Below are 26,165 nucleotides of genomic sequence, written 5' to 3'. Positions count from 1 at the left end.
CAATGAAAAATACTGTCATGGTAAAAGAACTCCATGGTGAGACAATGACGGTCAAATTACCACCACAACTTTTTCGTACCTCACTCGGTGGGATCGGATTTGGAACAATGCAACTACATTGCTCTATCACTGTTCATTCAGATAACAGTGATGTGTTATACATGAGCTCTGACATTATTTCGGAACTAAATCTTCCACTTCATCGAACTCTTCATTATTTTATTCATCATGATATTTTTCATATTGGGCCTCTTATCGGGATTTTCACTGCAGGATTTACGGATTCTCTACTCCGTCCAATTGGGGAACGATCGTTATTTTTCGCAAAACTCTTATCTACTGAGAAATCGGTCGGTGTATGTGCATTTGTGTTTGGTGCACATTTAATTAATTGGGATGAAGGTACAGTAACTGGTTATTTTTATAATGAAAAAGAGGGATGGACGAAACAAAACATCCCACTTCCTAACGTCATTTATGATCGCTTACCAAATCGTCGAACGGAAAATCATAGCGGTATTAAATCAATTAAGCATAGACTTCAGTCTGAATATTTAATTCCTTGGTACAATCCTGGCTTTTTTAGTAAATGGGATTTATATCAACAGCTCATTCAGGATAAACATTTAAATAAATATCTACCTGAAACTCTCTATCAACCGAGTTTTAAGGATATTGAGCAAATGGTTAAAAAGCATAAGCATGTGTATATTAAACCAGCTAACGGTAGTCTTGGACTTGGCATTTATCAAGTCGTGATGTCAGATGAAGGGACGTATTATTGTCGTTATAAAGATGGTGAGGAAAACAGGTTGCAGAAATTTTCATCTTTAAAAAAGCTAATTTCTTACTTATTCAGACATAAAAATTTAGATCAATATTTAGTACAACAAGGAATTGATTTAATTCGTTATGAAAATCGTGCTGTTGATTTCCGTATTCACACGAATAGAGATGAAAACGGGACGTGGCGGATGACGGCACTTGCCGCTAAAATAGCTGGTCGTGGCAGTGTAACGACACACCTTAACAATGGAGGAATGATTAAGACGTTGGAGGAGCTCTTTCCAGCTAAGGAAACGTATGAGCAATTAAATTCTTCCCTTCAAAACACTGTTCTCCAATTTAGTCAGGCAATTTCAGAGAGAACAAATGGATGTATAGGTGAAATTGGGTTTGATATTGGATTAGATCGCGAAGGTCACATATGGTTATTTGAAGCGAACTCTAAACCTGGTCGTTCAATCTTTTCACATCCAAAACTCCGCATGCAAGATCGACTAACGCGTGAGCTCTCAATGTCTTTTGCTATCTATTTAACAAGACTCGAACTAGAGCGGCAAGAGGTACACTACAAATGAGCACGTCTTTTTTTCAGACCAACAATGAACACATTACGTGGGGGGAGCACTTACCTTTTCGTTCCTCTCCCCTCTCCTTTTTTCCGTTAGTTGGAATTTTAGCAGGAACTAGTACCCAAAAGGCATTCTTAGGCAATGAAGCAGCGTTCAAGAGAATTCAATTAACATTGCAGCGCGCTGGAGGACTTTCCTTTGTCTTTACTCCCTCTACCTATTCATCTGAGAAAATCTTAGGTTATGTATATGATTTTCAAAACGAATGTTGGAGAAGTTATCGGTTCCCACTTCCAAGTGTTGTATATAACAGAGTTCCCCTTCGGAAAATGGAGCAAACCAAGCAGTTCCTAAATCTAAAAAACTTCTTAAACACGTGTAACATCCCTTTTTTTAATGATTGTTTTTTCCACAAGGATGAAGTATTTACTATACTCTGTTCAAATGAAAACTTACTACCTTTTCTTCCAGTAACATGTGACCTAGATTCTATCATGACGTTTCATGACATGATTCAGCAATTTCAGTCTGTTTATTTGAAGCCTTGTAAGGGGAAGAGAGGAAAAGGCATTGTTGTTGTCAAAAAGAATGACGATGATTCATGGGATATAGAAACAATTGATACCAAACTCAAGATACATTCAGACATTGAATTAATCAATGGATGGATACAACCAATGTTAGATAAAGATTATATTGTGCAACAATTTGTCGCACCTTTAAATTGGAACGGATCTCGTTTTGATTATCGTGTACTTGTTCATCGAAAGAACGAAACAGATTTCGTAATGAGTGGAATCGGAGTTAGGCAATCTGGTCATCAACAAGTTACTACACACGTTCCAGCAGGTGGGAAAATACTATCCTTCTCTCAGCTCCCCTTTAAAGAAGATAAAAGAACTCTAAACTTCCTAGCAAGCGAGATCGGAAAAACACTCACCAACCAATACGCGAACATAGGTGAGTTTTCAATGGATGTTGGAAAAGGCAAGAATGGTGATTTGTATATATTCGAAGTGAACTCTAAACCTATGGTATTTGATGAAGATCATATACGAAGAAAAGGTTTAAAGAATCTAATTGAATTGTTTATTTTTTTCTCGAAGCAAAATGGAGAAAAGTGAAAACTGCTTTCCTCTCTTTTTAATTGTGTAGTATGATGAAAGAAAAAAGAGAAGGAAGCGGTTTGAATGTTATCACACTTTTCGTACAAGCCTTTGTTTCAAGACAAATCGTTACCAGGTTGGTATATCCGTTTTTACTATAAAGGACAACTTTTCGAAGCGACGTATCATAAAGATGGAAACATAGAATGGAAAGAACAAGCTCCTCCAAATGATGACTTACAGAACGTGATTTCTGCAGTTCATGAATTAATGCTATTTCACGTTTACGAGTAATTTTTTCCAGTAATTTTTTCCAGTATTAAACTCCTGTTCATTTACACAAGGTAAAAGGAAATGGAGGAGATTAATATGTCTAAAAAGAAACCAACTTTCCGTGAAGACTTAGAAAACGAAGGAAAAGAATTTGCCTACTTAGATGTTGACCGTATGATTAACGAAGGACTATCAGGTGGATCTGTTCATGGTAGAGGAGATATGGTCAATATTGAGGAGACGATTCATTTACCTGAAGAAGCACCGCCTAATGAAGATTAATTAGAAAAAGAGGCTGGGCCAAAAATATTTTCGGCTAAAAAAAATCCGAACAATCATCTCAAATTCGTTTAATAGGATTTGAATGATTTCGGATTTTTTATTTGTTTTGTTTGAGACTACGTATTGTTTTAAGTATGTTCTAGCTGTTAATTGGAGTGCAAGACGAAGACTCCTGCGGGAGAAGCGAGTTAGGTGAGACCCCGCAGGGAGGAACGACTGAGGAGGCTCACCAACCGCCCGCGGAAAGCGAAGTCTTGCGTGGAAATTAACAGGTGTATTAAAAGCCTATCTAATTTGAAATTGTTCGTCTTTAGAGTATCGTGTTTTAGTTTTGTCCCAACCTCTTTTTACATTTCACTACAAATCTCAATATAATGACCATCAGGATCTGCCACATACGCGACAGTTTGTCCCCATGGCTTCGTGACAGGCTCTAGTAAAACTTCCACACCTTGTCTCCGTAAATTCTCAACAGTCTCATCTACATCAAGTGCAACGAAGCCAAGTTCAAAAGTTTGTGAGCGCATCGATCCTACTGGCGTTTCTAATCCAGTTATATCTTTAAAGGATTCACGAGTGTTAATAGAAAGCGTAGTTGCACCTGTATCAAATTCCACGTATGTACCGTGCTCCCCTTTTACAGGTAGCTGTAAAATATCCCTGTAAAACTTCATCGTTTTTTCAAAATCATTAACATACATAATGACATATTTCATTGCAAGTTTCACTTTTAAACACTCCTTCAAATTTTGTATTCATTTAAAAAAAGACTACCATTTATTGATAGTCATTGCTAAATTCATATCTGTTCTTACCGTTATTTTTGGCAATATATAAGGCATCGTCCGCGAGCTTAATCATTAGTTCTGGACTTTGTCGATTATCTTCTCCATTACTTACATAAATTCCGATAGAAGTCGAAATATATAATTCTTCGTCATGTATCATTATTGGAGATGTTAACGTATTCAAAATTCTTTTTGCAAACAAATCTGCTTTCTCGCGATTGCAACCAGACGCTAAAATAACAAACTCATCCCCACCCATTCTACAGACAATATCTGTCTCTCGAACAGTTTGCTTTAACTTTTCGCCAAACTCAATCAGTACTTTATCTCCAATGTTATGTCCTAATTGATCATTAATTTTCTTTAAATTATCTAAATCTAGATAAAATAACGTAAAGGATTCATGAATTTTATTTGTTTTTTCAATTCATTCATCAGTTGTTCTATAAATAAACGACGATTTGGTAAACCGGTTAACGGGTCGTGAAAAGCAAGCCGTTTTAGTTCTTCCTCATAATTTTTTCTATCACTTATATCTCTTGATACTAATATAAATCGTTTTTCATTATTATCTCTTTCACACGTTCCTTTAACTTCGAACCACTTATGCCTCAAATCCTTCGTTACATATCTAATTTCAAAAACATCGGAAGTCTTGTTTTCACTTAACTTACTTAGCATAAGTTTCGCTTTTTTCTTATCTTCTTCATAGATACACTCCAAGAGATTTCTGCCAATCATATCATCAGGACTCAATTGTAAAATTTCTATTGATGAGGGTGAAATATAAGAAACTGAGGCATCTTCCTCTAATACTTGTATTAGATCAGTGGTATTTTCTGTTATAAAGCGATATTTTCTCTCACTTCAATTTATCGTCTCTCAATTTCCTTTTGCCTAGTTACATCTTTATACATAGCAACAATAAATTGAAGTTCTTTTGCTTCAGAAAGGTACGGCCTGTAACTTGCAACGATATCAATTAAATGACCTTTTTTAGTCACACGTTGCGCCTCATAATATTCTCGAGCTTCTCCTCGTTTCATTTGCTCCAAAAATGGTTGTTGTTCTTTAATTAAATGTGCTGGCAATATAGGCGGAACAGGGTCTTTTTCTAGCTCTGCTGGTGAATAGCCAAGCATTTTTTCAAAGGCTGGATTTGCCTTTAATACTGCACCAGTTGGAGCTATCAAAAAGATTGCATCATTTGAATTGTTCCAAATAATCTCTAGCTCAGATTGAGTAGCTTTTCCTAAATCATTTATTGTATAGTTGGAATTCATATTTTCTTCCTCACAATACGTTGTTATTAGACATTAGCAAACATTCCCATTTTTAATTATACAATGTTTCCATACATTTTAGTATAGTAAAGTATTTATATCATTTGATTCATATAAGTGTGTACCAGCTTCATTTTGTAAAGCTGCCTTTATCAATCCTTCAGCTACTCTATCAGCCGAGATTGGTTTATATTTGTTCATTTTTCCCGTAAATAAAAACGGTAATGCCTTACTAAGAAGTTCTGCTGCCTTTTCACCAAATCTAAACTCTTCTCTCTCTCCTAACAATAATGAAGGTCTAAAAATATGTAATGCTGAAAATGATATGGACTTCAGTTTTCCTTCTAGTTCTCCTTTTACTTGAGAATAAAAAAACGGTGATTCCAGACTTGCACCCATTGACGAAATTACTAAAAATTGATTCGCTCCTTGTTCTTTCGCAAGTATAGCTGCTTGAATTGGATAGTCATAATCAACTTTTCGGAACGCTTCCCTAGAACCAGCTTTTTTTATTGTTGTACCGAGACAACAAAATACATCATCGACAGCAAATTCATCCTTCCTATTTTCTAACCTATCGAAGTCTACCTTAACAGTGTTTAATTTTGAATGTCGAATGGATAAATCATTTCTAACTAGAATCGTGATTTTACTATAAGCTTGCTCATTTAGAAGTTTATGAACTAAGCTTTTTCCGACAAGACCAGTTGCTCCTATTACTAACGCTTCTTTTCCCACTGAATATTCCTCTTTTCTAAAAGGCATTTTCTTCATATTACCTTATTAGAAGGGTCTGTTAAACAATGTTGTTGATTTCCTAAGTTCTCTTTCACTATTTGTTTGCAAAAATATTAGCTGCCCTCTTCTTACTCGTACCTACTACTACAACTACAATCAACTATTAATAACATAAAATCAACAAAGCCTATAAACAAGATAAACTGAAACTTAAAAAGCTTTACCTCACTTGAAGTAAAGCCCCTCTCTTATTCTTCATCCTTCTCAACTAAATGTTTTAACATTGATATTTTGTTATCCCAAAATTGTTCATAAAACGCTAACCATTCTTTTAGTTCAAGTAAGGCTTCTGGTTGTAGTCTGCATTTCACTTCTCTACCTATCTTTTCCATACTCACTAAGTTTGAGGCAGTTAATATTTTTAAATGTTTCGTAATAGCAGTTCGACTCATCGGAAAGTGAGAACTGATCATCGTTACTGGTAGTTCTTCTTCTGCAAGAATACGTAAAATCTTTCGTCTTGTTGGATCAGCGATTGCTTGAAATACATCATATTGTTGCTGTGCTAACATTATCCTTCAACTACTTCACGTAGACGATCGTATACAATAGATTCCCATCCACCGTTCATCGTATTTCTAATATCTAGGTGTGTTTTATTAGCCGGTCCTGGGACAAGCTCGTCTTGTGGGCCCCAACCAGAATGTATTAACGTGAAATCTGTTTTACCATCCACTTCTTTTAACTCAAATGATACTCGCCAACCAAATTCGCCCCACGAAAAAACTAACTTGTTTGGAGGATTTAGTTCAACAACTTTACACAGTTGTGGTCCAAAAGGTGATTGAATGGTAAATTGAGATCCTAATTCTTGTTTAAAATCGTTCGGCATAAACCATGAATTGATCCCCTCTTGTGTTGCTACCGCATTCCAAACTTTTTCTATGTTTGCATTAAAGATTGCATGTTTTTTTATATCAGGTGTTTGTGTACTCATGTATATCCTCCTCCTTATATGTAACCAAAAGGTTTCGTAATAATTATACGAAACCTTTTGGTTACATGTCAATTGTACCTTCATCATCTTTGCCTCTTTTTATATTTTTATCTAGCTTTGATATAATAAAGAAAATACGAACATAAAGGAACGTTAATATGATAGAGAAATTACGAGAAGAGTTTCCTAGCCTAGTTCTCGAAGAAAAATTACCTACAAATCCCGAAATGCAATATTATCGTTTACAGGACGGTCAGTACATTGGTATTCACAAAAATGAATTGGACTCAAAAAATAGGAATGTGCTTTCTGTTTTTTTAACTCCGATCCATCTTGCTCATAATGTCACACCTCTTCAAGCCCTATGGCAAGAGGTATTACATACGAAAGCTGGAAACTCATTAACACATTTAAAAAAACATTATCCTCCATCACTTTTTATGAGATTTATACATTTTCAGTTGCAAAACGAAGTAGACAAAATAGCCTTTGAAGAGGCATTATCGTTTTTATCATTAAGTCATTATACAGTCATATGGATGAACTCTATTTCAGGTGTAATTATAGAGGAGAAAGATCAAGAGGCTGTATCAAAAAGTGAATTGATTGATTGGAGAAATGCCATTACTTCAGACTTTTATACAGATGTATACCTGTATGTTGGAGATTACTTCAAAGTGGACGAACATGTGCACTCACTGTATGAATTTGAAAACCATTGCTCTCATTTATCAAGGCAATATAATAGTAGCCAAACAGTCATCCAATCGTTTGAGCTTATCCCATATTTATTACTTCATGATGCAACGGTTGATACACGTAAAAGTATTGAACAATGTACTCGTGACATTACAAACGATGAACTGCAAGATATCAAAACTTTTATTGAATGTGGCTTAAATATCTCATTAGCAGCCAAAACGTTATTCATGCATCGGAACAGCTTGCAATATAGAGTCGATAAATTCATTGAAAAAACGGGCATTGATATAAAATCGTTTCAAGGTGCATTAGTTGTATATTTGGCAATATTAAGTAAAAAATTTTAACTTTCGTATACATGCACAATTGCATGTATTTTTTTTGTGCACCTTTTACATATCGACTCGTACAGTTTTTGGTTAAAATAAAGGTAGATTTTAGAATTCAGCTTTTAGGAGGAATATATTCATGGCAGAATTACGCTTAGAGAATATTTATAAAATTTATGATAACAAAGTAACAGCTGTAGAAGATTTCAACCTTCACATTCAAGATAAAGAGTTTATCGTATTCGTTGGTCCATCTGGTTGTGGTAAATCTACAACTCTTCGTATGATCGCTGGTCTTGAAGAAATTTCAAAAGGTGACTTTTACATTGATGAAAAGCGTGTAAACGATGTTGCACCAAAAGATCGTGACATCGCGATGGTATTCCAAAACTACGCATTATACCCTCACATGAGTGTATATGATAACATGGCATTTGGATTAAAATTACGTAAAATTGCAAAAGACGAAATCGATCGTCGTGTACAAGAGGCAGCTCGAATTCTAGGTCTTGAGCAATATCTAGACCGTAAGCCAAAAGCTCTTTCTGGTGGTCAACGTCAACGTGTTGCATTAGGACGTGCAATTGTTCGTGATGCAAAAGTATTCTTAATGGACGAACCATTATCAAACTTAGATGCTAAGCTTCGCGTACAAATGCGTGCAGAAATCACAAAGCTTCATAACCGTCTACAAACGACTACAATTTATGTAACGCATGACCAAACAGAAGCGATGACAATGGCAACTCGCCTTGTTGTTATGAAGGACGGTATTATCCAACAAGTTGGTGCACCAAAAGAAGTATATGATAAGCCAGAAAACTTATTCGTTGCTGGATTTATCGGTTCTCCTGCTATGAACTTCTTATACGGTAAGCTTGAAGATGGTAAGTTCGTTGTTGGAGATATTACGATAACTGTCCCAGAAGGCAAAATGAAAACATTACGTGAGCAAAATTACGTTGGTAAAGAAATTATCCTTGGTATTCGTCCTGAAGATATCCATGACGAGCCTGTATTCATTGAATCTTCAAAAGGCACAACGGTTACAGCTGAAGTTGAAGTAGCTGAGCTTATGGGTGCAGAAACAATGCTTTACTCTAACATTGCTGGTCAAGACTTCGTGGCACGTGTTGATTCCCGTACAGATATCAAGCCTTCTCAAAAGCTTGACTTAGCTCTTGATATGAACAAGTGTCATTTCTTTGATAAAGAAACTGAATTGCGTATTCGTTAATAAACACTTAAAACCCTCGTACAATTACGAGGGTTTTAAATGTATTTTTACCAACTTTTTTATCAATTTGAACTTAATTAATTAACGATTCCCATTACTTTTTTGATTATTAGGAAGCTTTTCGTCCTCATGTCCTTGTGCTTGTCTCTTTTTATTCTTTTCATCTTTCGCTTGTCTCTCATGTAAATTCTCTACGAATTCATGTGTACTTTCCATTATAATTCCTCCTTTAATATTGGACTGCTTATACTTTCTCCATCTTTTACTACATTCATTCTATTCTTTTACAAAGTATATTTGTTCTTGATGACATAATGGACAAACTAACAAATGAGCACATTGCTGATCTTGATGAGTTTGACTATATCCATCTATTTTTTTCATATCTTCAATTTCCATATAAGGACTGTAATCATCGAAATAATCGATGACACGCCCCTTGTCTTCTACCTCGGAGTGACAATATTCACAACTAATCGCTAACACTTCAAACCCATTACATAATGGACATATTCCCATAAGTCACCTCTGTTTTTGACTATATCATTATCTGTAGTTTCACGAGTTTGGCTCTTCATTATGTATGTCATCTACTTAATATAAAATTGGTAACAATTTCTACATTTTTTTTGAATAGTAACCCCGAATTCGACTCATAATACAATTAAACAAGCAAGCAACACACTTTACTCGATGGGTTAGAGCCAGGCGGCGGCGAACATGCTTCGCATACTGGTTCAATTCCAGCTAACCCAACCAAAAAAATTTATGAGGAGATGATTGCATCATGGCAAGCAACAACAACTCAAACCAATTATTAGTACCAGGAGTACAACAAGCTCTAGACCAAATGAAGTACGAAATCGCTAACGAATTTGGTGTAAACCTTGGCGCTGACACTACTTCACGTGCAAACGGTTCTGTAGGTGGAGAAATCACTAAGCGTTTAGTATCAATGGCTGAACAACAACTTGGTGGATCTATCCGCTAATCAACAATTAAATACTATGGCTTGAAATCCCAAGCAATTGCTTGGGATTTCTTTTTTTGGGCTTTTAATCAAGGTGTAGGGATTCCGTAGTTTTTAAAGGTTTATTGCCTAAAGTTGTTGAATATTTTTCAATTTTGAAATGTAATGATAAAAGTCGTAGGATTTTTTTTGAAGGGATGCTATTCTTTCTCCAGTAGACTGGCACAAAAACTTAATCATTTTCATATAGTAACCTTGAAGGAGGAGGTTATATGGAAGTGATGGATTGGAAATTCGTAAGCTTCATAGCCCTCACTATTTTGAATGATCATTATTTTGCACTTCATAAGCCTAAGGTTTATTATTGGACCCTGCAGGAATTTAAGGAGAGAAGTTGAGCTTTAATTGTTAGATAAACTTCGCTGATAAATGAGGTGAATCGTCAAAAAGTTAGCCACATCGCTGATATAAGCATGTACTCGATGGTTGATGATTCAACTTAGCTACCTTTACTCCGCTATATATAATCCATTTCCGTCGATTAACTACTTAATTTAGAAGATAAGCAAGATAAACGCTTATAAAGTTATGATATTTTTTACCTTTTGAAACAAAAATTCACTATAAAGTGAACCAATACAAACATAAATAAAAACGGTACCCTTCATACCGTTTTATTTTATGCTTGTATAAGATTTAGAAATTGTTTTGTTCTTTCTTCCTTTGGCTGGCTGAATAGTTCAGCTGGAGCTCCTCTTTCAATAATGACACCTTGATCCATAAAAATAACTTCATCAGCTGCTTCTTTTGCAAACCTCATTTCATGTGTGACGACAACCATTGTCATTCCTTCACTTGCTAAATCTTTCATAACTTTTAGTACTTCCCCAACTAATTCAGGATCTAATGCTGAAGTTGGTTCGTCGAAAAGCATTACTTTTGGTTCCATTGCAAGTGCTCTTGCAATTCCTACCCTCTGCTGTTGTCCGCCTGACAATTGATACGGGTAATCTCCCATTTTTTCTTGTAATCCAACTTTTTTCAACAATTCCTCTGCTTTTTGTTTTGCATCACTTTTGGATATCTTTTTAACTGTAACCGGTCCTTCCAATACATTCTCCAAAACAGTAAGATGTGGAAACAGATTGTATCCTTGAAATACCATTCCTGTTAGCTTGCGAAAGGATAGGATATCATTTCTATGTACTTTTTTTGTAAAATCTAACTTAGAATCTGCAATACTTATCACACCTGAAGTTGGAGTTTCTAATATATTTAGACATCGCAAAAAGGTTGTTTTCCCCGATCCTGAAGGACCAATTACAACGACTACCTTGCCTTTTTCAACCTTGAGACTAATTCCTTTTAATACATGTAAGTGATCAAATTGTTTATGTAAATCTTGAATCTCAATCATAGGGTGAAACTCCTTTCATCGTATTTATCTAGCCACATAACGATCGAGTTTCCTTTCAATTCGCCCTTGAACTAATGATAAGAGCAGACAAATTATCCAATATAAAAAAGCAGCCTCAATATATAAAAATAAGAATTCATATGTTTGAGCTGCAATTTCTTGAGCTCTTCTAAACATTTCTGTTACTAAGATAAGTGATGCCAGCGAAGTGTCTTTGACCAAACTAATAAACGAATTTGATAATGGTGGAATAGATACTCTAGACGCCTGTGGCAAAATGACTCTTTTTAGTGCCTGACCATAATTCATACCTACTGAAAAAGCAGCCTCCCATTGTCCTTTTGGAGTTGACTGAATCGCTGCTCTAATAATTTCGGATGCGTACGCACCTACACTTAATGAAAATCCAATCACCGCTGAGAGAAATGGATTAATCGTAATTCCAACTGAAGGTAATCCATAGAAAATAATAAATAGCTGAACTAATAATGGAGTTCCTCTTACAATAGAGACATATGCTCTGGCAATCCATGAAAAGATGGGATTTTTCGATATACGAGCAAGTGCGGTAAACACAGCTATAATGATTCCGAGTATAAACGAAATAATCGTTAATGGAATTGTATAATAGAGAGCCCCTTCTACCATTGGTAAAAGGGAGCTTATTAATATATCTGCTACTTTATCTAGACGTTCAGGATCTGAAAAAATGTTACTTAGATACATCTTCACCAAACCATTTCGTTGAAATTTCTTCGTACGTACCGTCTTCTTTCATTTCAGACAACGCTTTATTAACAGCTTCGACTAATGTCTCATTTCCTTTACGGAACATTAATCCACTCTCAGCAGCATCTTCTGCTGTAGCGACAATTTTAATATTTGCGTTCGGTCTTTCATTCATAAAATCTAATATGGATAACTTATCATTAATCGTTAGGTCCACACGATTAGAATTTAGAAGTTCAATTGCTTGGAACAGTCCCTCTACTCCTACTATCTCTGCTCCATTTTCCTTTGCCATTGTTGCATAATTACTCGTTAATGACTGAGCTGCTTTTAATCCTTTAATGTCCTCAAAGGATGTAATATTGTTATTATCTTTTTGAGTAACTAACACGGCAGCAGAAGATATATAAGGATTAGAAAAATCATACTTCTCTTTTCGGTCTTCTCTTATCCCTACTTGATTGGCAATCATATCGAATCGTTTTGCATCAAGCCCTGCAAACATTGCATCCCAAGCAGTTTCTTGGAATACAGGCTTCACACCTAAACGTTTTGCTACTTCGCGAGCAATTTCTACATCGAACCCTGTTAACTCACCTGTTTTTTCATCATGAAAGGTAAATGGAGGATAAGTTCCTTCTGTCCCAATTAAGAATTCACCTTTTTCTTGGATTGAAGATAATAAATCCTGTTCTGCAGTTTTGCTCTCTTCCTTATCGGCGTTTCCACCACACGCTGATAAAACAACTAATAACCCAAGTAGTAAAGTCAAACTAATTTTTTTCATAATTCTAATCCCCTCTATTCTTATATGAATTGTATAAAATAAACCAACTTTGTAAGTTTAACTCACGTAAAAAACGTATGTCAAAAAATTTGTTTATAGTTATTGTGTCCAAAAATTGGTTATTTATCTTACTATGTTTTTTTAGAGAAGGGCTTGGATTAGATTTTTCGCATAAAAAAGAGGTGCGCTATTGCACCTCTTTTAACCTGCCAATGTAGCTCCTTGCTGCAACTGATACATTTGATAATATCGTCCTCTAAGTCCCATCAATTCATCATGGTTCCCTCGTTCAACGATATTGCCCTTATCTAACACAAGAATTTGATCGGCATTTTTAATAGTAGAAAGTCTATGAGCGATAATAAAGGTTGTTCTTCCTCTTTTTAACACCTCTAACGCTTCTTGTATGATTGATTCAGTTTCTGTATCAATAGAAGCCGTTGCTTCATCTAGTATTAAAATGGCCGGATCAAACGCTAAAGCTCTCGCAAATGAAATCAACTGCCTTTGACCTGCTGACAATGTACTTCCCTTTTCAATCACCGGTTCATCGTACCCACCAGGTAAGTTTTCGATAAATTTATCTGCTCCAACGTCCCTTAACGCTTTTATCACTTTTTCACGCGTAATGGCTGGATCATGTAGACTTACATTGGAAGCAATGGTACCAGTGAACAAGAATGGGTCCTGCAGAACAATTCCCATATGCTTTCGAACTTGTTGCTTCGTTAAGCTTTGAATGTCCTTGCCATCGATTAGAATCTTCCCCTCCAACGCATCATAAAAACGGAATAACAGGTTCATGATTGAGCTTTTTCCTGAACCCGTATGACCAACAAGTGCAACAGTTTCTCCTTGATTTGCCTTAAAGTCAATGTCCTTTAAGACGTAATCTCCTTCTTTATATCCGAAAGAAACATGATCAAATTGAACGTCACCTCTATATCTAGGAGGGGTATCTTCTGACACATCTACCCCTTCTTCATCTAAGAGCTCGAACACTCTTTCTGAAGCGACTAGTGCCTGTTCCAGCATTGCTAATTGATTAACGATCCCTGTGATCGGCTGGAACAAGCGGTTTAAATAATCAACAAAGGCGTAAAGGACACCAATTGAGATAACTGTTCCTATTTCGAGAGATGCACCACCGAAATACCAGATCAACGCAACGAACGCTAAGTTTCGTAAAACGAAAACTAAGTTATGAGATGTCATTGAGTTCAAACTTAATAGCTTATTTTGATACGTAAAGTATTTGTCATTCATCACTTCAAATTCTTTCGTTGTCTCTTTTTGACGTTTGAACGCTTGTATGATTGTCATTCCTTGGATGCTCTCATTAATCATTCCATTAATATCACTCAGTGTGGAACGTATAACATGATTATACTTGGATGCGTATTTACGATAAATAATAATCCAGACAATTAAGATTGGTACTAGTATTAAGCATATTGCTGCCAGTCTTACATCTAGTAAAAATAGGGCAATGTAGATACCTGTAATATAAATAACCCCTGTGAAGAACGTGGACAATACTGTCACAAATAAATCTCTTATTGCTTCGGTGTCATTCGTTACTCGAGATACCACTTTCCCTGCAGGAAGGTTATCAAAATAGTTAATCGATAATCGTTGAATGTGTCGAAATACATCCTTCCTCATTCTTTGAATAATACGATTTGCTGATACTTGTAACAATACTCGCTGACCATATTGAAAGATAGAGGAAACGATAACTAAACCAAAATACAGACCCATCAGAAAAAGTATATTATCGATTTCAGGTGAGTAAAACCCAAATAAATCTTTGCCACTCAGTTTATCAGCTGAATATTCCGCTACACGACCGTCTCTTGTAATGGTAAGCGTCCCGTCCTTAAACGTTCTCACTCCATCAAACTCGATTTGTGAATGAACAAAGTAATAGCTTCTTCCGACTTGGAGTACCCGGACTTCGTTTCCCTTTTCATCACTTTCAAAGTGGTCAGAGCGTTTATATAACTTTCCGTTATATTTCACTGTATCTTTATCAGCATTTTCTGTCTCATGCCAAGGAAGTTCGATACCTAATATATGCTTATCAATCATCTGCTTCGCAATAAATGGGCCAGATAACTCTGCAGCCACTGAAAAAGAGAGCATAATGAGAGCAAAGATGATTGTTTTTTTATAAAGCATTGCATATTGAAATAAACGCCTTGTTATACTCATGCTCTCACCTCCTCTGTACCTAAAGCTTCTTCCACTTGTTGTCTTATCCATTGTTCTTTATACCAACCATCGTTTTCTACTAGTTGTTCATGTGTACCTTCTTCTACAATTTTCCCTTCATCAAATACAACGATCCAATTCGCATGTTGAACAGCAGACAAACGATGTGTTGATATAATGGTTGTCTTTCCAGCACGTTTGTTTTGAATGTTCTCGATAATAGCTGCTTCAGTTTTGGCATCTACTGCAGACAGTGAATCATCCAAAATTAATATTTCTGGATTAATGAGTAAGGCTCTCGCGATTGAAATACGTTGTTTTTGCCCTCCTGAAAGTGCTACACCTTTTTCACCGACGAGTGTTTGTAAACCTTCTGGTAACATTTCTAAATCCTTCCTAAACGCTGCCTGTTCAATTGCATGCTCTACCTCTTTGTCTGTTCCACCTGGCTTTCCGAACAAGATATTTTCTTTTACTGTTCTAGAAAATAAGATATGTTGTTGAGGAACATAACCGATCCAGCTTTGAATTCGTTCAATTGGAATTTTGTTTAATGGTACACCCGAAATGAGGATCTCTCCTTCACCAAGTGGGTATTCACGTAAAAGTTGCTTAATAAGTGTTGTTTTCCCACTACCTGTCTTACCGACAATGCCAAGCGTTTCACCTTTATTTAATGTGAGATTCACATCAATTAAGTTAGCGAAAGATGACGAAGGGTATTGAAACGTAACATGCTTGAAAACAATACTATCAGGTTTCTCGATTTCTATTGGTTTCCTATCATCCTTAACATCTTCTTCATACGATAACGTCTCCATTACTCTGTCTAAAGACGCATTTCCTTGTTGCATGATATTGATTAACTCTCCAACTGCAAACATCGGCCAAATGAGCATCCCAAGGTATACGTTAAAGGAAACAAGTTCTCCTAGAGTCAATTGTTGATGAAATACTAGATACGCTCCATAACCCAATCCAATTAGATAGCTGATACCTACCAATACTTTTATTGTTGGATCAAACAATGCATTAATTTTTGCTACATGGAGGTTTTTCTGAAAAACATCTTCTGTTAACGAATCGAAACGCTCGACATCTGCATGTTCTTGAACATAGGCACGTATTACCCTGACACCCGCAATAGATTCGAGTACATTGTCGTTTAAATCGCCAAATGCATCTTGTGCTGCAGTAAAGCGTTTATGCACTTTCTTTCCATAAATATTAATCACCACAGCCATGATTGGAAGCGGAAGGATTGCAGCAAGAGTTAACTTCCAGCTGATGAAAAATCCCATGGTAAAAATGATAATAAACATGAAGAAAAACGAATCTACAAGAGTTAAAATACCAAATCCTGCTGTTTGTGCGATTGCTTTAAGATCGTTTGTAGAACGAGCCATTAAGTCACCAGTGCGATTTTTCTCAAAAAAGGTTGGTGTCATTTTTAAGAAATGTCTCATTAATTTCGATCGTTGTAATCTTTCTAAAACAAATGCCCCACCAAAAAGCTTATACATCCATATATAAGTTAGTCCATACATTGTAAAAGTAATGAGTAATAATAAGCCAATATGCTTAAATAACTCATTAGATGTTAATGTCCCAACATGAATGGCATCAATCGCAATACCATAAATTTTAGGGGGAATAACTTCTAATCCACTTACAAGAATTAATAATGATACAGCTACTGTGTATCTCTTCCAGTTTTCTTTAAAAAACCAGCTTAGTTTGCGTAATACTGAAAACATTCAAAAACCTCTCCTTTCTTTATAAGCAATATTGTGTTATCCACCTTCTTTCTCTCCTGCGTAACATAGTAATCTGACATCACGAATTTTCATTGTGATTTCCTCCTATTCGTTATAATTTATAAATAAATGGCTATATACCAATTATCCCCAACAAAAAAAGACACAACCAATAGGGAATGTGCCTCATAAAAAAAGGCGCACGCCATGTATAACATGACCTGCGCTCCGGTAAATTAAAAAGAAAGTAAATGTAAAGGAACTACTTCATTATGGCCACGTTGATCATATTAAATTGAATTGAGTTTTTTGCGACAATCTTTTTCATGTTCAACGTAACCTCCATTTCCAAAATATACTATAATTGGTAGCTTATCACTGGGGTAACATTCTGTCAATTACCATTTTTACTACCTCGAACTTTTTTGTAAAAAAAATACAAAAATAACATCTATAATTTTAGTCCTTTTGGCTCACTTTAATAAGAGTAAAGAAATGGTTGTGGGGTGCACGATGGATGATAAGAAGCTTAAATATACCTATCCTATAGAGATGCTATTATGGAGTATTGCCCTGCCTGGATTTGGACAATTACTCAACGGACATTATATTAAAGCAATTTTATTTGTTATTTTAGAATTTTTAATTAATGTGCCAGGAAGACTTAATTTAGCCATAGTTTATAGCTTTCACGGTGATATATCACGTGCAATTGAAGTAGTAAATTACCAATGGATCATGTTTTATCCATGTTTGTATGTTTTTGCAATGTGGGACGCATTTAAAGGTGGCAGAGAACGAGCAAATATAAAGGCAGTTCCCTATGAATCAGTCCCGTTTTCAGTAGCAGCATATATTTGTACAATAGGCGTAATTTTCTCAAGTAAACCAATTTTATCGATTACTTTTGGCCCGATATTCACACCGATTATTTTTGTTATTATCGGTTTTTTCATCGGAAGAATTGTACAAAAACTGTTGCAAAAAAGATACTATTCTTTAGAAGAAAACAGTACTTAGCTTCTAGTTTTAGGATATTCACTGACGCTTGGCTTGTGATGAGCTTCCTTTGCTTCAAAATCAACATAAATAGTTAACAAAAGCACGTCCATGTGAGGACGTGCTTTTTAAGAGGATATTTTTATTTTCTCAAGTAATTGACGAGCAGCCTCTAGCGGCATGGGATGTTTACTAATCGCAGAAATAATAGCAATTCCATCTGCCCCCGCTTCAATTATACTTGGAGCATTTTCAGGCGTGATTCCTCCAATTCCTACTATGGGTATGTCCAGGTTCAAAGACCTCATTTGACTGATTGTTATTGGTCCGGTGACACATTCTGCGTCAGGCTTTGTATTAGTTTCAAACATTGGTCCGACACCTATATAGTCGGCACCTTTTTGAATTGCAGCTTTTGCTTCTTGTTCATTATGACAAGATAGGCCAATTATTTTACTTCCCACTTTTTCTCGTACATCTTCGATCGGTATATCATCCTGACCAATATGAATTCCATCTGCCTCAAGAAGAATGGCGAGGTCCAGATCATCATTCACGATAAAAGGGATACTATGTTTATGACACACCGATTTTAGTTGACGAGCTAGTTGTATCTTTTCCTCACCCTGCAGTGAATACTCCCCTTTTTCCCTGAATTGAAAAAGGGTGATTCCTCCTTGAATTGCCTGCTCTAGAGTTAGAACCGGATCAGAAACACAGTTGTTACTCCCCATTATAAAGTACAATTTCAAATACTCTCGAATGTTCATCGTATTGCTTCTCCTTGAAGCTGTTTGTATGCCCAATGATTAGTTGGTCCATGACCACTGCCAATCTGAAGGTCATATGTAATTGCTGCTTGAATGAACTGTTTTGCTATACATACTGCATCATTTATTGTATTTCCTTTTGCCAGTTCTGCAGTTAGTGCTGCTGAAAACGTACAGCCTGTTCCATGAGTGTTCTTTGTTTGAAGACGTGGAGAGCTTACCTCCTCAAATTTTTCACCATCAAAATATAAATCAATCGCCATGAAGTCATCATTGTGTCCACCCTTAATGACGACATGTTTAGCCCCAAGTTCATAAAGAATTCGTGCTGCAGTTTTTCTATCTTCCATTGACTGAATTATCATCCCTGTCAGTACTTCTGCTTCCGGAATATTTGGTGTAATTAAGGTCGCAAGAGGCAGCAAGTGTTTCTTCATTGAAGCGATGGCATCAGATTGTAATAAAGATGCTCCTCCTTTTGCTATCATGACTGGGTCAATTACAACCTGTTTCCATTGATACGTATCAATACAATGTGCTACTGCTTGAATAACTTCACTGCTAAATAGCATCCCTGTCTTGACAGCATCAGGTGTTAAGTCAGCAGCTATTGATTCAAGTTGTGAAGTGATCATGGAAGTTGGTACTGGATGTACTCCGCTCACACCAAGTGTATTTTGAGCTGTTATTGCTGTAATTGCCGACATTCCATAAACTCCAAGTTCTTGAAACGTTTTTAAGTCAGCTTGTATTCCTGCACCACCACCACTATCAGAGCCAGCTATTGTCAGTGCTTTTTTTGTATTCATTATTTCACCTCTACCCTAAGTATCGATGATAAATCCCCTTTGCTTCTGTAACATCCTTTGTTCCATGGATTAGCACTCTTCCGTCCTGAAAAATAACAAGTCGTTTGCCAGCAATCTCAAATGAAAGTAAAAACGGATTTCGCTCTATCTTTCCTCCAGTTAATGTCAATTGTTTCTCAAGCTCTTCGAGGTTACGTTTCAAACCGTCTTGTGGACGAATTTGAACAGTTTCACGACCACACAAAACAGCCGTTTTAAGCTGATTCTCAAATGATAAAAATGGATAGGTTCTATCTACTCCACAGGATGTGCATGCATCTCGTTTTAACTTCCCGACAGAAATGGCAGCATACTGATTCGTCCAAAGATCAAATGTTACAAGCTTTTTCCTAAGATTTCCGTTGTCTTCCACTAGTATTTTCAGTGCTTCTGAAACTTGATAGGAAACTACCATGCTGACAGCAGGGCTAATAATCCCAGCTGTATCACACGTCATTCCACCCACGGGCACCTTTTCAAGCAGGCAGTGAAGGCAAGGGGTTTCTCCAGGTACAATCGTATAGCTAATTCCATAGCTGCCAACACACGCACCATATATCCAAGGAATGTTGTATTTTTGAGATATATCATTGATTAAAAGTCTTGTATCAAAGTTATCTGTTGCATCAATTATTAGGTGTACATCTTTTACGAGTTGCTCAAACTCTTGAACAGTTGCGTCTGTCACAATCGCATTAACTTCAACATCACTATTTATTTCAGAAAGTCTGTTTTTAGCCGCAATTGCTTTCGGCAGCTTAAGGGCTACATCCTTTTCTCCGTAAAGTTGTTGTCGTTGAAGGTTGCTCCATTCAACATAGTCACGGTCAACAATCGTTAGTTTACCGATTCCTGCACGTGTTAGCGCCTCTGCACTTCCGCTTCCTAAAGCTCCTGCGCCAATGATTAATACGTGTTTCTCTCTAATTTTCTGTTGTCCTTCTACTCCGATGGGAGCAAATAATTCATGTCTTGAATAACGTTCACTCAAACAGTGCTCAATCCTTCCATCGGGCTGCTTGCAGTCGCATAGCGTTTTTTGGGAATTCTCCCCGCTTCAAAACCAAGTCTTCCGGCATCAATCGCAAGCTTCATGGCTTTTGCCATTTTTACAGGATCCTTTGCAGAAGAAACAGCTGTATTTAACAATACGCCGTCTGCTCCTAGCTCCATTGCCGTTGCTGCATCAGCAGGAGAACCAATACCTGCATCAACGATAACTGGTACCTCTGCTTGCTCAATAATTAAACTTAAGTTTAATGGGTTAACAATGCCTTGGCCTGAACCTATCGGTGAAGCACCTGGCATGACTGCATGCACACCCAGTTGTTGTAATCTTTTTGCTAATAATACATCATCTGAAATGTATGGTAAAACAATAAAGCCTTCTTCTAGTAATTGTTCACATGCTTTATACGTTTCAAACGGATCAGGTAAGAGTGTTGTAAAGTCTCCGATTACTTCAACCTTTATCATGTCACATAGGCCAGATGCCTTAGCTAGCTTTGCAATCCTTACAGCTTCTTCTGCAGTTGAAGCACCCGCTGTATTCGGCAGTAACGTATATTTTTTCACATCTAACTTTTCAAGGAAGTTAGGTTGCTTGGGTTCAAAAATATTCATTCTTCTAACGGCAAATGTTAATATTTCAGCTTCTGAAACGTCAACTGCTTCTTTTTGAATATCGTAGTTTGGATATTTCCCAGTTCCTAAAAGCAATCTTGATTGGAAAGAATATGGACCGATTTTCAACATATCATCCGCCTCCTACAAAATGAACGATTTCAATTTTGTCACCATCTTGAATCTTTGCTTGATGGTGTGAATCTTTTTCTAATATCTCGTGATTATGCTCGATAATGATAATTTTTTCTTGTAAGTTGAAATAAGACACTAAATCTGACATGTTCATCATTTCGTCTGGGACCGTTACTTCTTCACCATTTATGTGTAGCTTCATGAATAGCTTCCCTCCCTTTTAATGAAAAGGCTTTTGTACCGAAGTTGACATACTCACCAGTAATCAAATTCGCTATCCTTTCACCAGTAATGGGACTTAATAGAATACCATTTCTGTAGTGTCCTGCTGCAACATATACCCCTTTTAAAGTTGGGTGTTCGTCGATGAATGGGAGTTCATCAATTGTTTGTGGTCGTATTCCCGCCCAAACTTTTTCCCATTTTGCCTCTTTTAATTTCGGAAGTAAGTTTATTGCTTTATTTAATAGCGAATGGATTCCAGCGACGTTAACTCTTTCGTCATACGTTCCTTGTATAACAGTAGCTCCGACAATGTACCGGTTGCCTTGCTTAGGAACGATGTAACATTCGTCAGAAAAGATCGTTTTTGTTATTAGTTTTTCTTGAGAAGTAACCGAGAAGCATTCCCCTTTTACAGGGAAGATTGGCAAATCTTTTAATAGATGACTAGCCCAAGCTCCACCAGCAATCACCACATTTTTACTATAAAATTCATCGGTGTATGTTTTGACACCAACTACTCTTTCATTCTGTATTAATAGTTCGGTAACTTCTGTAAATTCTAGTAATCTACCACCGTAATTCTTCGCTCCCTCTGCAAAAGCAGTAGCTAATTTGAGAGGTGAGACATGGCCGTCATTTGAAGCAAACATGGCACCACAAATAGTAGATGAAAGATTTGGTTCAAGTTCGTTTAATTCAGTTGTGGGAACCCAGCAGGCAGCTTCTCCTTTTGATTGATGGAATTGTGTCATTTTTATTAGTTTTGCTGCATCTTCCTCTGTGTGAGCAATATTAAGCATCCCTTGTTGAATGAGTTCTATATCAATTCCTGTGTTTTCATAGAGTTCATCTCGCAGTTTTGGAAACATGTTTCTACTTGTTCTAGCAATGTCATAAAGTGGGCTTTCATCGGTTACTTCGGAAAGAGCCGCAAGCATGCCAGCTGCAGCACTTGTTGCTCTTTTATTAATTTTTCCTTTTTCAATTACTAAAGTTTTCATTCCCTTTTTACTTAACGAATAAGATATCGAATGTCCAATAATTCCTCCACCCACAATAATGACATCATGTTTTGAGTTCACTTTGTACCTCCTTCGACTCTTGGATTGCATTCCAGTATTGTTTTGCAGCCCATTTCGGATCTATTGCATCTAGAATCCCTGACATGACCGCGATGCCAGAGGCACCATTATCAAGCACTGATTTTGTATTCTCCGGTGTAATTCCACCAATTGCGATAAGTGGAAGATTTGTTTTACTCGTAATAAATCTAACCCTATTTAACCCCCGAGGCTCGAGGCCAGGCTTAGAAATAGATTCAAATACATGACCATAAAAGGCAAAATCTGCCCCACCAATCTCGGCATTATTCACCTGTTCATGTGAGTGCGTTGAACAGCCAATTACCAAAGTTGGATTCATTTTTCTTACAACTTCCACAGGCAGACTGTTAGTAGTTAATTGCACTCCTCTCACACCTAACCCTTCAGCAACATCCACTCTGTCATGGATAATAAGTTTCTCAGACTGCACACCACACTCAAGTAGTGTGAGAACATAAACAAATAAATCACGTGCACTCAATTGCTTTTCTCGTATATGAACATAATCAACATACTGATCAACTGTCTGCACCACTTCACTAAATTGTGTAGCAGTCATCCTACCATTCGAAACCAAATGCAACCCCATCCAATCCCCCCTCAAAATACTTTCACACTCTAAAGCGATGGGGGACAGGCCCCCGGTGCTTTAAAGCGTTAACGTGGTTTCGTATCTTACGTCTTGGATCGGGACGTATGGGAAGTGTGTTGATAGGATGTAGGCACTCGTTAGGATTAAGGAAATAACGCAAACGAAATACAGGTCTCGTTTCGAGAATCCAATCTTGTAATAATAGGTTCGTTTTGCGTTCGTTGTAAATTGTTTTGCTTCCATGGCGACTCCGATTCGAAAGGCTCTTCTAATGCTCTGGGATAATAAAGGTATGGTGTAGGCTTTTAGTTTATTCACAATGCCACTCCATCCTTTTTGTCGCCCAACTCCTCGTACTTTCATTGCACGGTGAATCACTTGAAACTCTTCCAGCATAATCGGAATTAACCGGTACCCTGCAAGGAAACTATAGGCGTATTTCGGACTGAGTCTTGCCTGCTGCATTAAAGAGTAAAAGAGATTAACAGGCTTTGTTGTAAGGGAAAACAGTAACCCTAGAAGTCCAAAGGCAAGTGCTCGTAATCCGATATGAATCCCACGGAAGAAACTTTCCTCTGTGATGTGAATCAATCCCCATTTCACCCAAGTTGTATCACCTTTCCCAAACATGATCATCGACGATGAAGTCGATACGAAGATTAATAAAAACGGCAGTAATAGTAGTAAAACGACTTTTAGGCTATGCCCATTGAACAATAGAAACAAAAGGAACAATAACATCGTTACATTTAATAGCGTATTTGGATTATGAATTAGCAAGATTAGGATAAACACTACTAGCATCACAAACAGCTTAAATGTTGGATTAATATGATACATCCACGTTTCTTTCATAGCATTCATCCCTTTACGAGTAAACTGCCTTTCTCTTGGTTACAAATGTATCCTCAACTATCTTGCCTTCCTTCATCATCCATTTTCTTGTTGCAAAATTTTCTACAATCCGTTCATCGTGTGTAATCATCACAATAACAGTTCCTGCTTTCCGTTCCTTTTCCAAAAGCTCAAGTAATTCAAACGTATTTTTGCTATCCTGACCAAATGTTGGCTCATCTAAAAGTAAAATTTTTTGCTTATTTAAGATCGCTGTAGCAACACTAAGTCGTCTCTTTTGTCCCATTGATAGTTGGTACGGGTGTTTATGACGATGATCAAACAGAGAAAATTTAGTAAGTAACTCATCTACCTTTTTTTCGATAACAGACTCCTCTTCTCCCTCTAATCGAAGGGAAAATGCTACTTCATCAAATACAGAGTGTGCCACAAATTGAAATTCAGGATTTTGAAACACATAAGCAATCTTCCTTGATAAATCTATTTTGGGAATAACGCGAACTCCATGAATCTCGTAATCTCCCGAAGTCTTTAAAAGTTGCATCATGCCTAGCAATAACGTGCTTTTTCCTGCTCCGTTCTCACCGACAACCGTAATCCATTCACCTTGATCAATCTTTAACTCATCGACAGAAGCGTAAACTTCTTTTTTTCGATATACATGAAAATCCTTCATGATCATAATCGAGCCGCTTGAAGTAGACGTAGATGATTCTCGCCTAACCTTACAGGACAAGTATTCCTCCCACACACCTGGATACCATATCCCATGACTTTTTAGTAATGGTAAATGTCTATCTATAACCTCTTTCTTCGGTGAGTCTACAAGAATTTCACCACTCTCATCAAAAACAATAATACGTTCAATGAGGTCGATTACATGATCAATTTTGTGCTCTACAACAATTAACGTTTGGTCTGTCATAATATCCAAAATGGTACTCCAAACTTGCTTCGTCCCATATGGATCTAGCATTGCAGTTGGCTCATCTAGCAATAATACTTCTGGTTCTAATGCTAAAATTGAAGCGATTGCAAGACGTTGCTTCTGTCCTCCAGATAACGAATTAATTTTAGTATGCAAAGGAACATCATGAAGGCCAACTTTCCGTAAATACTCAGTAATTTTGTCTCGCATTTCCACTCTTGGAACTTGAAGATTTTCCAAAACGAACGCAATTTCCTCATCAACGTATGGCATACAAAATTGACATTCTGGATCTTGAAATACATATCCAACTGAATTCGGGAGTTGTCTATGCTCCGCTTTCATCGGAACATCGATGGAACGAGGAATAATCCCCCCTAACACTTGAAGTAATGTTGATTTCCCACATCCAGAAGGGCCAAGAAGGAGAACCTTCTCACCCTTATAGATTGTTAGATTTGTATCTTTAAGAAGAAGTCTCTCTTCACCAGGAAATTTTAGTCTGAGCTTTTTTAAATCAATAATAGGTTCCACGTTCTCACCTATTTAACGCGTCATGGTCAGCAGCACTCGATTGTCTTAAGAGACTTGTAACTCCTGTTTTCTCAAGAGCCTTTACGAGAATATGAGCAAAAATTCCAGCTAACAAAATCGAGCCTATCACTCTGGCACTAATATATAAACTCAGATTCCATAAAGCTAAATCCCCGATATATCCTTTAGAAGCATCTAACACAATTGAACCTATGGCTGATCCGATTGCCGCCAGTGAAACGACGACTACATCGAAGCGTCTATAGAAGAACAATAAGAAAACGAGCTCTGCTCCAAGACCTTGAAACACACCGTACAACAATACTTCTAGTCCATACTCAGATCCCATTAGGAACTCTCCGCTAGATGCTGTTACCTCAGCTAATAGTGCTACACCTGGCTTACGAATGAGAAGAAATGCAACTGTCGCTGCGATAAACCACATACCATACATAAGCTGATCAATGTGTAATCCAAGTGGTTTAACAACGTTATATAGAGGACCCCACAGTTTATACACAACACCAAACACAATAGAAATTACGATTGTTACTAAAACATCTGTTAACTTCAATCCCTTATTCATATA

31 protein-coding genes and 1 pseudogene are annotated in these 26,165 nt (G+C 36.9%); 8 read left to right on the top strand and 24 right to left on the bottom strand.

The window, feature by feature from the left end; translation table 11 throughout:
• Positions 1-2: 2 nt before the first annotated feature.
• The 4 genes from JR050_RS08860 to JR050_RS08845 all read left to right on the top strand — a co-directional run bounded on the left by JR050_RS08860 (position 3) and on the right by JR050_RS08845 (position 3,016).
• Positions 3-1,361, top strand: coding sequence for a YheC/YheD family endospore coat-associated protein (locus JR050_RS08860; protein ID WP_204203144.1), 1,359 nt, complete (start codon positions 3-5; stop codon positions 1,359-1,361).
• Positions 1,358-2,479 (top strand): YheC/YheD family endospore coat-associated protein, encoded by a 1,122-nt coding sequence (locus JR050_RS08855; protein WP_204203143.1) that lies wholly within the window; start codon positions 1,358-1,360, stop codon positions 2,477-2,479. Before JR050_RS08860 ends, JR050_RS08855 begins: the two co-directional genes overlap by 4 nt.
• Positions 2,480-2,545: 66 nt before the next feature.
• Positions 2,546-2,755 carry a YheE family protein gene (locus JR050_RS08850; protein ID WP_204203142.1) on the top strand — a complete coding sequence of 70 codons (210 nt, stop codon included), beginning with the start codon at positions 2,546-2,548 and terminating at the stop codon, positions 2,753-2,755.
• A 75-nt stretch (positions 2,756-2,830) separates the two neighbouring features.
• Positions 2,831-3,016 carry a hypothetical protein gene (locus JR050_RS08845; RefSeq protein WP_204203141.1) on the top strand — a complete coding sequence of 62 codons (186 nt, stop codon included), beginning with the start codon at positions 2,831-2,833 and terminating at the stop codon, positions 3,014-3,016.
• Between the two features lie 347 nt (positions 3,017-3,363).
• Here JR050_RS08845 and JR050_RS08840 read toward each other — a convergent pair whose 3' ends face one another.
• The 7 genes and pseudogenes from JR050_RS08840 to JR050_RS08810 all read right to left on the bottom strand — a co-directional run bounded on the left by JR050_RS08840 (position 3,364) and on the right by JR050_RS08810 (position 6,822).
• Entirely contained in the window at positions 3,364-3,744 is a 381-nt protein-coding gene (locus JR050_RS08840; RefSeq protein ID WP_204203140.1) for a VOC family protein, read from the bottom strand.
• A gap of 49 nt (positions 3,745-3,793) precedes the next feature.
• Positions 3,794-4,213, bottom strand: a complete 420-nt coding sequence (locus JR050_RS08835) for a GGDEF domain-containing protein (RefSeq protein WP_346726730.1) — start codon at positions 4,211-4,213, stop codon at positions 3,794-3,796.
• Positions 4,183-4,659: pseudogene (locus JR050_RS08830) on the bottom strand (GGDEF domain-containing protein); the annotation flags it as partial. The pseudogene JR050_RS08830 and the gene JR050_RS08835, both read right to left, overlap by 31 nt.
• Before the next feature lie 17 nt (positions 4,660-4,676).
• Positions 4,677-5,087 carry a PAS domain S-box protein gene (locus JR050_RS08825; RefSeq protein WP_204203139.1) on the bottom strand — a complete coding sequence of 137 codons (411 nt, stop codon included), beginning with the start codon at positions 5,085-5,087 and terminating at the stop codon, positions 4,677-4,679.
• Between the two features lie 78 nt (positions 5,088-5,165).
• Positions 5,166-5,825, bottom strand: a complete 660-nt coding sequence (locus JR050_RS08820; protein ID WP_346726729.1) for an oxidoreductase — start codon at positions 5,823-5,825, stop codon at positions 5,166-5,168.
• Between the two features lie 248 nt (positions 5,826-6,073).
• Positions 6,074-6,397 (bottom strand): ArsR/SmtB family transcription factor, encoded by a 324-nt coding sequence (locus JR050_RS08815; protein WP_204203138.1) that lies wholly within the window; start codon positions 6,395-6,397, stop codon positions 6,074-6,076.
• Positions 6,397-6,822, bottom strand: coding sequence for an SRPBCC family protein (locus JR050_RS08810; protein ID WP_204203137.1), 426 nt, complete (start codon positions 6,820-6,822; stop codon positions 6,397-6,399). The genes JR050_RS08815 and JR050_RS08810 overlap by 1 nt, the downstream gene beginning before the upstream one ends.
• Before the next feature lie 158 nt (positions 6,823-6,980).
• Here JR050_RS08810 and JR050_RS08805 point away from each other — a divergent pair, with 158 nt between their 5' ends.
• Complete coding sequence (locus JR050_RS08805; RefSeq protein ID WP_204203136.1) at positions 6,981-7,871, top strand: PucR family transcriptional regulator; 891 nt, start codon at positions 6,981-6,983, stop codon at positions 7,869-7,871.
• A 121-nt stretch (positions 7,872-7,992) separates the two neighbouring features.
• Positions 7,993-9,090 (top strand): ABC transporter ATP-binding protein, encoded by a 1,098-nt coding sequence (locus JR050_RS08800; RefSeq protein ID WP_204203135.1) that lies wholly within the window; start codon positions 7,993-7,995, stop codon positions 9,088-9,090.
• An 81-nt stretch (positions 9,091-9,171) separates the two neighbouring features.
• On the opposite strand, the gene JR050_RS08795 is transcribed toward JR050_RS08800, so the two are convergent.
• Together JR050_RS08795 and JR050_RS08790 are read right to left on the bottom strand one after the other, a co-directional pair.
• A complete protein-coding gene (locus tag JR050_RS08795; RefSeq protein ID WP_204203134.1) occupies positions 9,172-9,306 on the bottom strand; it encodes a DUF4023 domain-containing protein in 135 nt (44 codons plus the stop codon).
• A gap of 60 nt (positions 9,307-9,366) precedes the next feature.
• On the bottom strand, positions 9,367-9,609 hold the full coding sequence (locus JR050_RS08790; RefSeq protein ID WP_204203133.1) for a hypothetical protein: 243 nt from the start codon (positions 9,607-9,609) through the stop codon (positions 9,367-9,369).
• 268 nt (positions 9,610-9,877) lie between these two features.
• Between JR050_RS08790 and JR050_RS08785 the strand changes: the two genes are divergently transcribed.
• Positions 9,878-10,081: an alpha/beta-type small acid-soluble spore protein gene (locus tag JR050_RS08785; protein WP_149219640.1), complete on the top strand. Its 204-nt coding sequence runs from the start codon at positions 9,878-9,880 to the stop codon at positions 10,079-10,081.
• 658 nt (positions 10,082-10,739) lie between these two features.
• Here the strand turns inward: JR050_RS08785 and JR050_RS08780 are convergent.
• The 5 genes from JR050_RS08780 to JR050_RS08760 form a co-directional block, all read right to left on the bottom strand.
• The gene (locus tag JR050_RS08780; RefSeq protein ID WP_204203132.1) at positions 10,740-11,477 is read right to left on the bottom strand and encodes an amino acid ABC transporter ATP-binding protein; all 738 of its coding nucleotides are present in this window, start codon (positions 11,475-11,477) and stop codon (positions 10,740-10,742) included.
• Between the two features lie 24 nt (positions 11,478-11,501).
• Positions 11,502-12,203 carry an amino acid ABC transporter permease gene (locus JR050_RS08775; protein ID WP_204203131.1) on the bottom strand — a complete coding sequence of 234 codons (702 nt, stop codon included), beginning with the start codon at positions 12,201-12,203 and terminating at the stop codon, positions 11,502-11,504.
• A complete protein-coding gene (locus tag JR050_RS08770) occupies positions 12,190-12,993 on the bottom strand; it encodes an amino acid ABC transporter substrate-binding protein (RefSeq protein WP_204203130.1) in 804 nt (267 codons plus the stop codon). Before JR050_RS08770 ends, JR050_RS08775 begins: the two co-directional genes overlap by 14 nt.
• A 201-nt stretch (positions 12,994-13,194) precedes the next feature.
• Positions 13,195-15,207: an ABC transporter ATP-binding protein gene (locus tag JR050_RS08765; protein WP_204203129.1), complete on the bottom strand. Its 2,013-nt coding sequence runs from the start codon at positions 15,205-15,207 to the stop codon at positions 13,195-13,197.
• A complete protein-coding gene (locus tag JR050_RS08760; protein ID WP_204203128.1) occupies positions 15,204-16,964 on the bottom strand; it encodes an ABC transporter ATP-binding protein in 1,761 nt (586 codons plus the stop codon). The genes JR050_RS08765 and JR050_RS08760 overlap by 4 nt, the downstream gene beginning before the upstream one ends.
• 513 nt (positions 16,965-17,477) lie before the next feature.
• Here JR050_RS08760 and JR050_RS08755 point away from each other — a divergent pair.
• A complete protein-coding gene (locus JR050_RS08755; protein ID WP_204203127.1) occupies positions 17,478-17,984 on the top strand; it encodes a hypothetical protein in 507 nt (168 codons plus the stop codon).
• Between the two features lie 107 nt (positions 17,985-18,091).
• Here JR050_RS08755 and thiE read toward each other — a convergent pair whose 3' ends face one another.
• Genes thiE through JR050_RS08705 form a run of 10 tightly spaced genes read right to left on the bottom strand, consistent with a single transcriptional unit; the run spans position 18,092 to position 26,162 of the window.
• Positions 18,092-18,733, bottom strand: a complete 642-nt coding sequence (thiE, locus tag JR050_RS08750) for a thiamine phosphate synthase (protein ID WP_204203126.1) — start codon at positions 18,731-18,733, stop codon at positions 18,092-18,094.
• On the bottom strand, positions 18,730-19,542 hold the full coding sequence (gene thiD, locus JR050_RS08745) for a bifunctional hydroxymethylpyrimidine kinase/phosphomethylpyrimidine kinase (protein ID WP_204203125.1): 813 nt from the start codon (positions 19,540-19,542) through the stop codon (positions 18,730-18,732). Before thiD ends, thiE begins: the two co-directional genes overlap by 4 nt.
• A 10-nt stretch (positions 19,543-19,552) precedes the next feature.
• Complete coding sequence (locus tag JR050_RS08740; RefSeq protein ID WP_204203124.1) at positions 19,553-20,572, bottom strand: thiazole biosynthesis adenylyltransferase ThiF; 1,020 nt, start codon at positions 20,570-20,572, stop codon at positions 19,553-19,555.
• Positions 20,569-21,336 (bottom strand): thiazole synthase, encoded by a 768-nt coding sequence (locus JR050_RS08735; RefSeq protein ID WP_204203123.1) that lies wholly within the window; start codon positions 21,334-21,336, stop codon positions 20,569-20,571. The genes JR050_RS08740 and JR050_RS08735 overlap by 4 nt, the downstream gene beginning before the upstream one ends.
• 1 nt (position 21,337) lies before the next feature.
• A complete protein-coding gene (gene thiS, locus JR050_RS08730) occupies positions 21,338-21,541 on the bottom strand; it encodes a sulfur carrier protein ThiS (protein WP_204203122.1) in 204 nt (67 codons plus the stop codon).
• A complete protein-coding gene (thiO, locus tag JR050_RS08725; RefSeq protein WP_204203121.1) occupies positions 21,519-22,646 on the bottom strand; it encodes a glycine oxidase ThiO in 1,128 nt (375 codons plus the stop codon). Before thiO ends, thiS begins: the two co-directional genes overlap by 23 nt.
• Positions 22,630-23,256: a thiamine phosphate synthase gene (locus tag JR050_RS08720; protein ID WP_204203120.1), complete on the bottom strand. Its 627-nt coding sequence runs from the start codon at positions 23,254-23,256 to the stop codon at positions 22,630-22,632. The genes thiO and JR050_RS08720 overlap by 17 nt, the downstream gene beginning before the upstream one ends.
• A 60-nt stretch (positions 23,257-23,316) precedes the next feature.
• Positions 23,317-24,114 carry an energy-coupling factor transporter transmembrane component T family protein gene (locus tag JR050_RS08715; RefSeq protein WP_239454231.1) on the bottom strand — a complete coding sequence of 266 codons (798 nt, stop codon included), beginning with the start codon at positions 24,112-24,114 and terminating at the stop codon, positions 23,317-23,319.
• Between the two features lie 13 nt (positions 24,115-24,127).
• Positions 24,128-25,576: an ATP-binding cassette domain-containing protein gene (locus JR050_RS08710; protein ID WP_204203118.1), complete on the bottom strand. Its 1,449-nt coding sequence runs from the start codon at positions 25,574-25,576 to the stop codon at positions 24,128-24,130.
• A 4-nt stretch (positions 25,577-25,580) separates the two neighbouring features.
• Entirely contained in the window at positions 25,581-26,162 is a 582-nt protein-coding gene (locus tag JR050_RS08705; RefSeq protein ID WP_204203117.1) for an ECF transporter S component, read from the bottom strand.
• Between the last annotated feature and the right edge of the window lie 3 nt (positions 26,163-26,165).

It is taken from the genome of Bacillus suaedaesalsae (genome assembly GCF_016890225.1).
In the GTDB taxonomy this organism is placed as follows: domain Bacteria; phylum Bacillota; class Bacilli; order Bacillales; family SA4; genus Bacillus_BS; species Bacillus_BS suaedaesalsae.
Note: the sequence above shows the minus strand (reverse complement) of the source record. Positions and strands in the feature narration are given on the sequence as shown.

Excerpts from the sequence above, each read along its gene's own strand:
- JR050_RS08800 (WP_204203135.1), top strand. The coding sequence starts at position 7,993 with ATGGCAGAATTACGCTTAGAGAATATTTATAAAATTTATGATAACAAA.
- JR050_RS08760 (WP_204203128.1), bottom strand. The coding sequence starts at position 16,964 with ATGTTTTCAGTATTACGCAAACTAAGCTGGTTTTTTAAAGAAAACTGG.
- JR050_RS08810 (WP_204203137.1), bottom strand. The coding sequence starts at position 6,822 with ATGAGTACACAAACACCTGATATAAAAAAACATGCAATCTTTAATGCA.
- JR050_RS08780 (WP_204203132.1), bottom strand. The coding sequence starts at position 11,477 with ATGATTGAGATTCAAGATTTACATAAACAATTTGATCACTTACATGTA.
- JR050_RS08805 (WP_204203136.1), top strand. The coding sequence starts at position 6,981 with ATGATAGAGAAATTACGAGAAGAGTTTCCTAGCCTAGTTCTCGAAGAA.
- JR050_RS08755 (WP_204203127.1), top strand. The coding sequence starts at position 17,478 with ATGGATGATAAGAAGCTTAAATATACCTATCCTATAGAGATGCTATTA.
- JR050_RS08855 (WP_204203143.1), top strand. The coding sequence starts at position 1,358 with ATGAGCACGTCTTTTTTTCAGACCAACAATGAACACATTACGTGGGGG.
- thiE (WP_204203126.1), bottom strand. The coding sequence starts at position 18,733 with ATGAACATTCGAGAGTATTTGAAATTGTACTTTATAATGGGGAGTAAC.
- thiD (WP_204203125.1), bottom strand. The coding sequence starts at position 19,542 with ATGAATACAAAAAAAGCACTGACAATAGCTGGCTCTGATAGTGGTGGT.
- JR050_RS08775 (WP_204203131.1), bottom strand. The coding sequence starts at position 12,203 with ATGTATCTAAGTAACATTTTTTCAGATCCTGAACGTCTAGATAAAGTA.
- JR050_RS08815 (WP_204203138.1), bottom strand. The coding sequence starts at position 6,397 with ATGTTAGCACAGCAACAATATGATGTATTTCAAGCAATCGCTGATCCA.
- JR050_RS08715 (WP_239454231.1), bottom strand. The coding sequence starts at position 24,114 with ATGAAAGAAACGTGGATGTATCATATTAATCCAACATTTAAGCTGTTT.
- JR050_RS08850 (WP_204203142.1), top strand. The coding sequence starts at position 2,546 with ATGTTATCACACTTTTCGTACAAGCCTTTGTTTCAAGACAAATCGTTA.
- JR050_RS08735 (WP_204203123.1), bottom strand. The coding sequence starts at position 21,336 with ATGTTGAAAATCGGTCCATATTCTTTCCAATCAAGATTGCTTTTAGGA.
- JR050_RS08825 (WP_204203139.1), bottom strand. The coding sequence starts at position 5,087 with ATGAATTCCAACTATACAATAAATGATTTAGGAAAAGCTACTCAATCT.
- JR050_RS08785 (WP_149219640.1), top strand. The coding sequence starts at position 9,878 with ATGGCAAGCAACAACAACTCAAACCAATTATTAGTACCAGGAGTACAA.
- JR050_RS08720 (WP_204203120.1), bottom strand. The coding sequence starts at position 23,256 with ATGGGGTTGCATTTGGTTTCGAATGGTAGGATGACTGCTACACAATTT.
- JR050_RS08845 (WP_204203141.1), top strand. The coding sequence starts at position 2,831 with ATGTCTAAAAAGAAACCAACTTTCCGTGAAGACTTAGAAAACGAAGGA.
- JR050_RS08860 (WP_204203144.1), top strand. The coding sequence starts at position 3 with ATGAAAAATACTGTCATGGTAAAAGAACTCCATGGTGAGACAATGACG.
- JR050_RS08795 (WP_204203134.1), bottom strand. The coding sequence starts at position 9,306 with ATGGAAAGTACACATGAATTCGTAGAGAATTTACATGAGAGACAAGCG.
- JR050_RS08790 (WP_204203133.1), bottom strand. The coding sequence starts at position 9,609 with ATGGGAATATGTCCATTATGTAATGGGTTTGAAGTGTTAGCGATTAGT.
- JR050_RS08765 (WP_204203129.1), bottom strand. The coding sequence starts at position 15,207 with ATGAGTATAACAAGGCGTTTATTTCAATATGCAATGCTTTATAAAAAA.
- JR050_RS08770 (WP_204203130.1), bottom strand. The coding sequence starts at position 12,993 with ATGAAAAAAATTAGTTTGACTTTACTACTTGGGTTATTAGTTGTTTTA.
- thiS (WP_204203122.1), bottom strand. The coding sequence starts at position 21,541 with ATGAAGCTACACATAAATGGTGAAGAAGTAACGGTCCCAGACGAAATG.
- JR050_RS08705 (WP_204203117.1), bottom strand. The coding sequence starts at position 26,162 with ATGAATAAGGGATTGAAGTTAACAGATGTTTTAGTAACAATCGTAATT.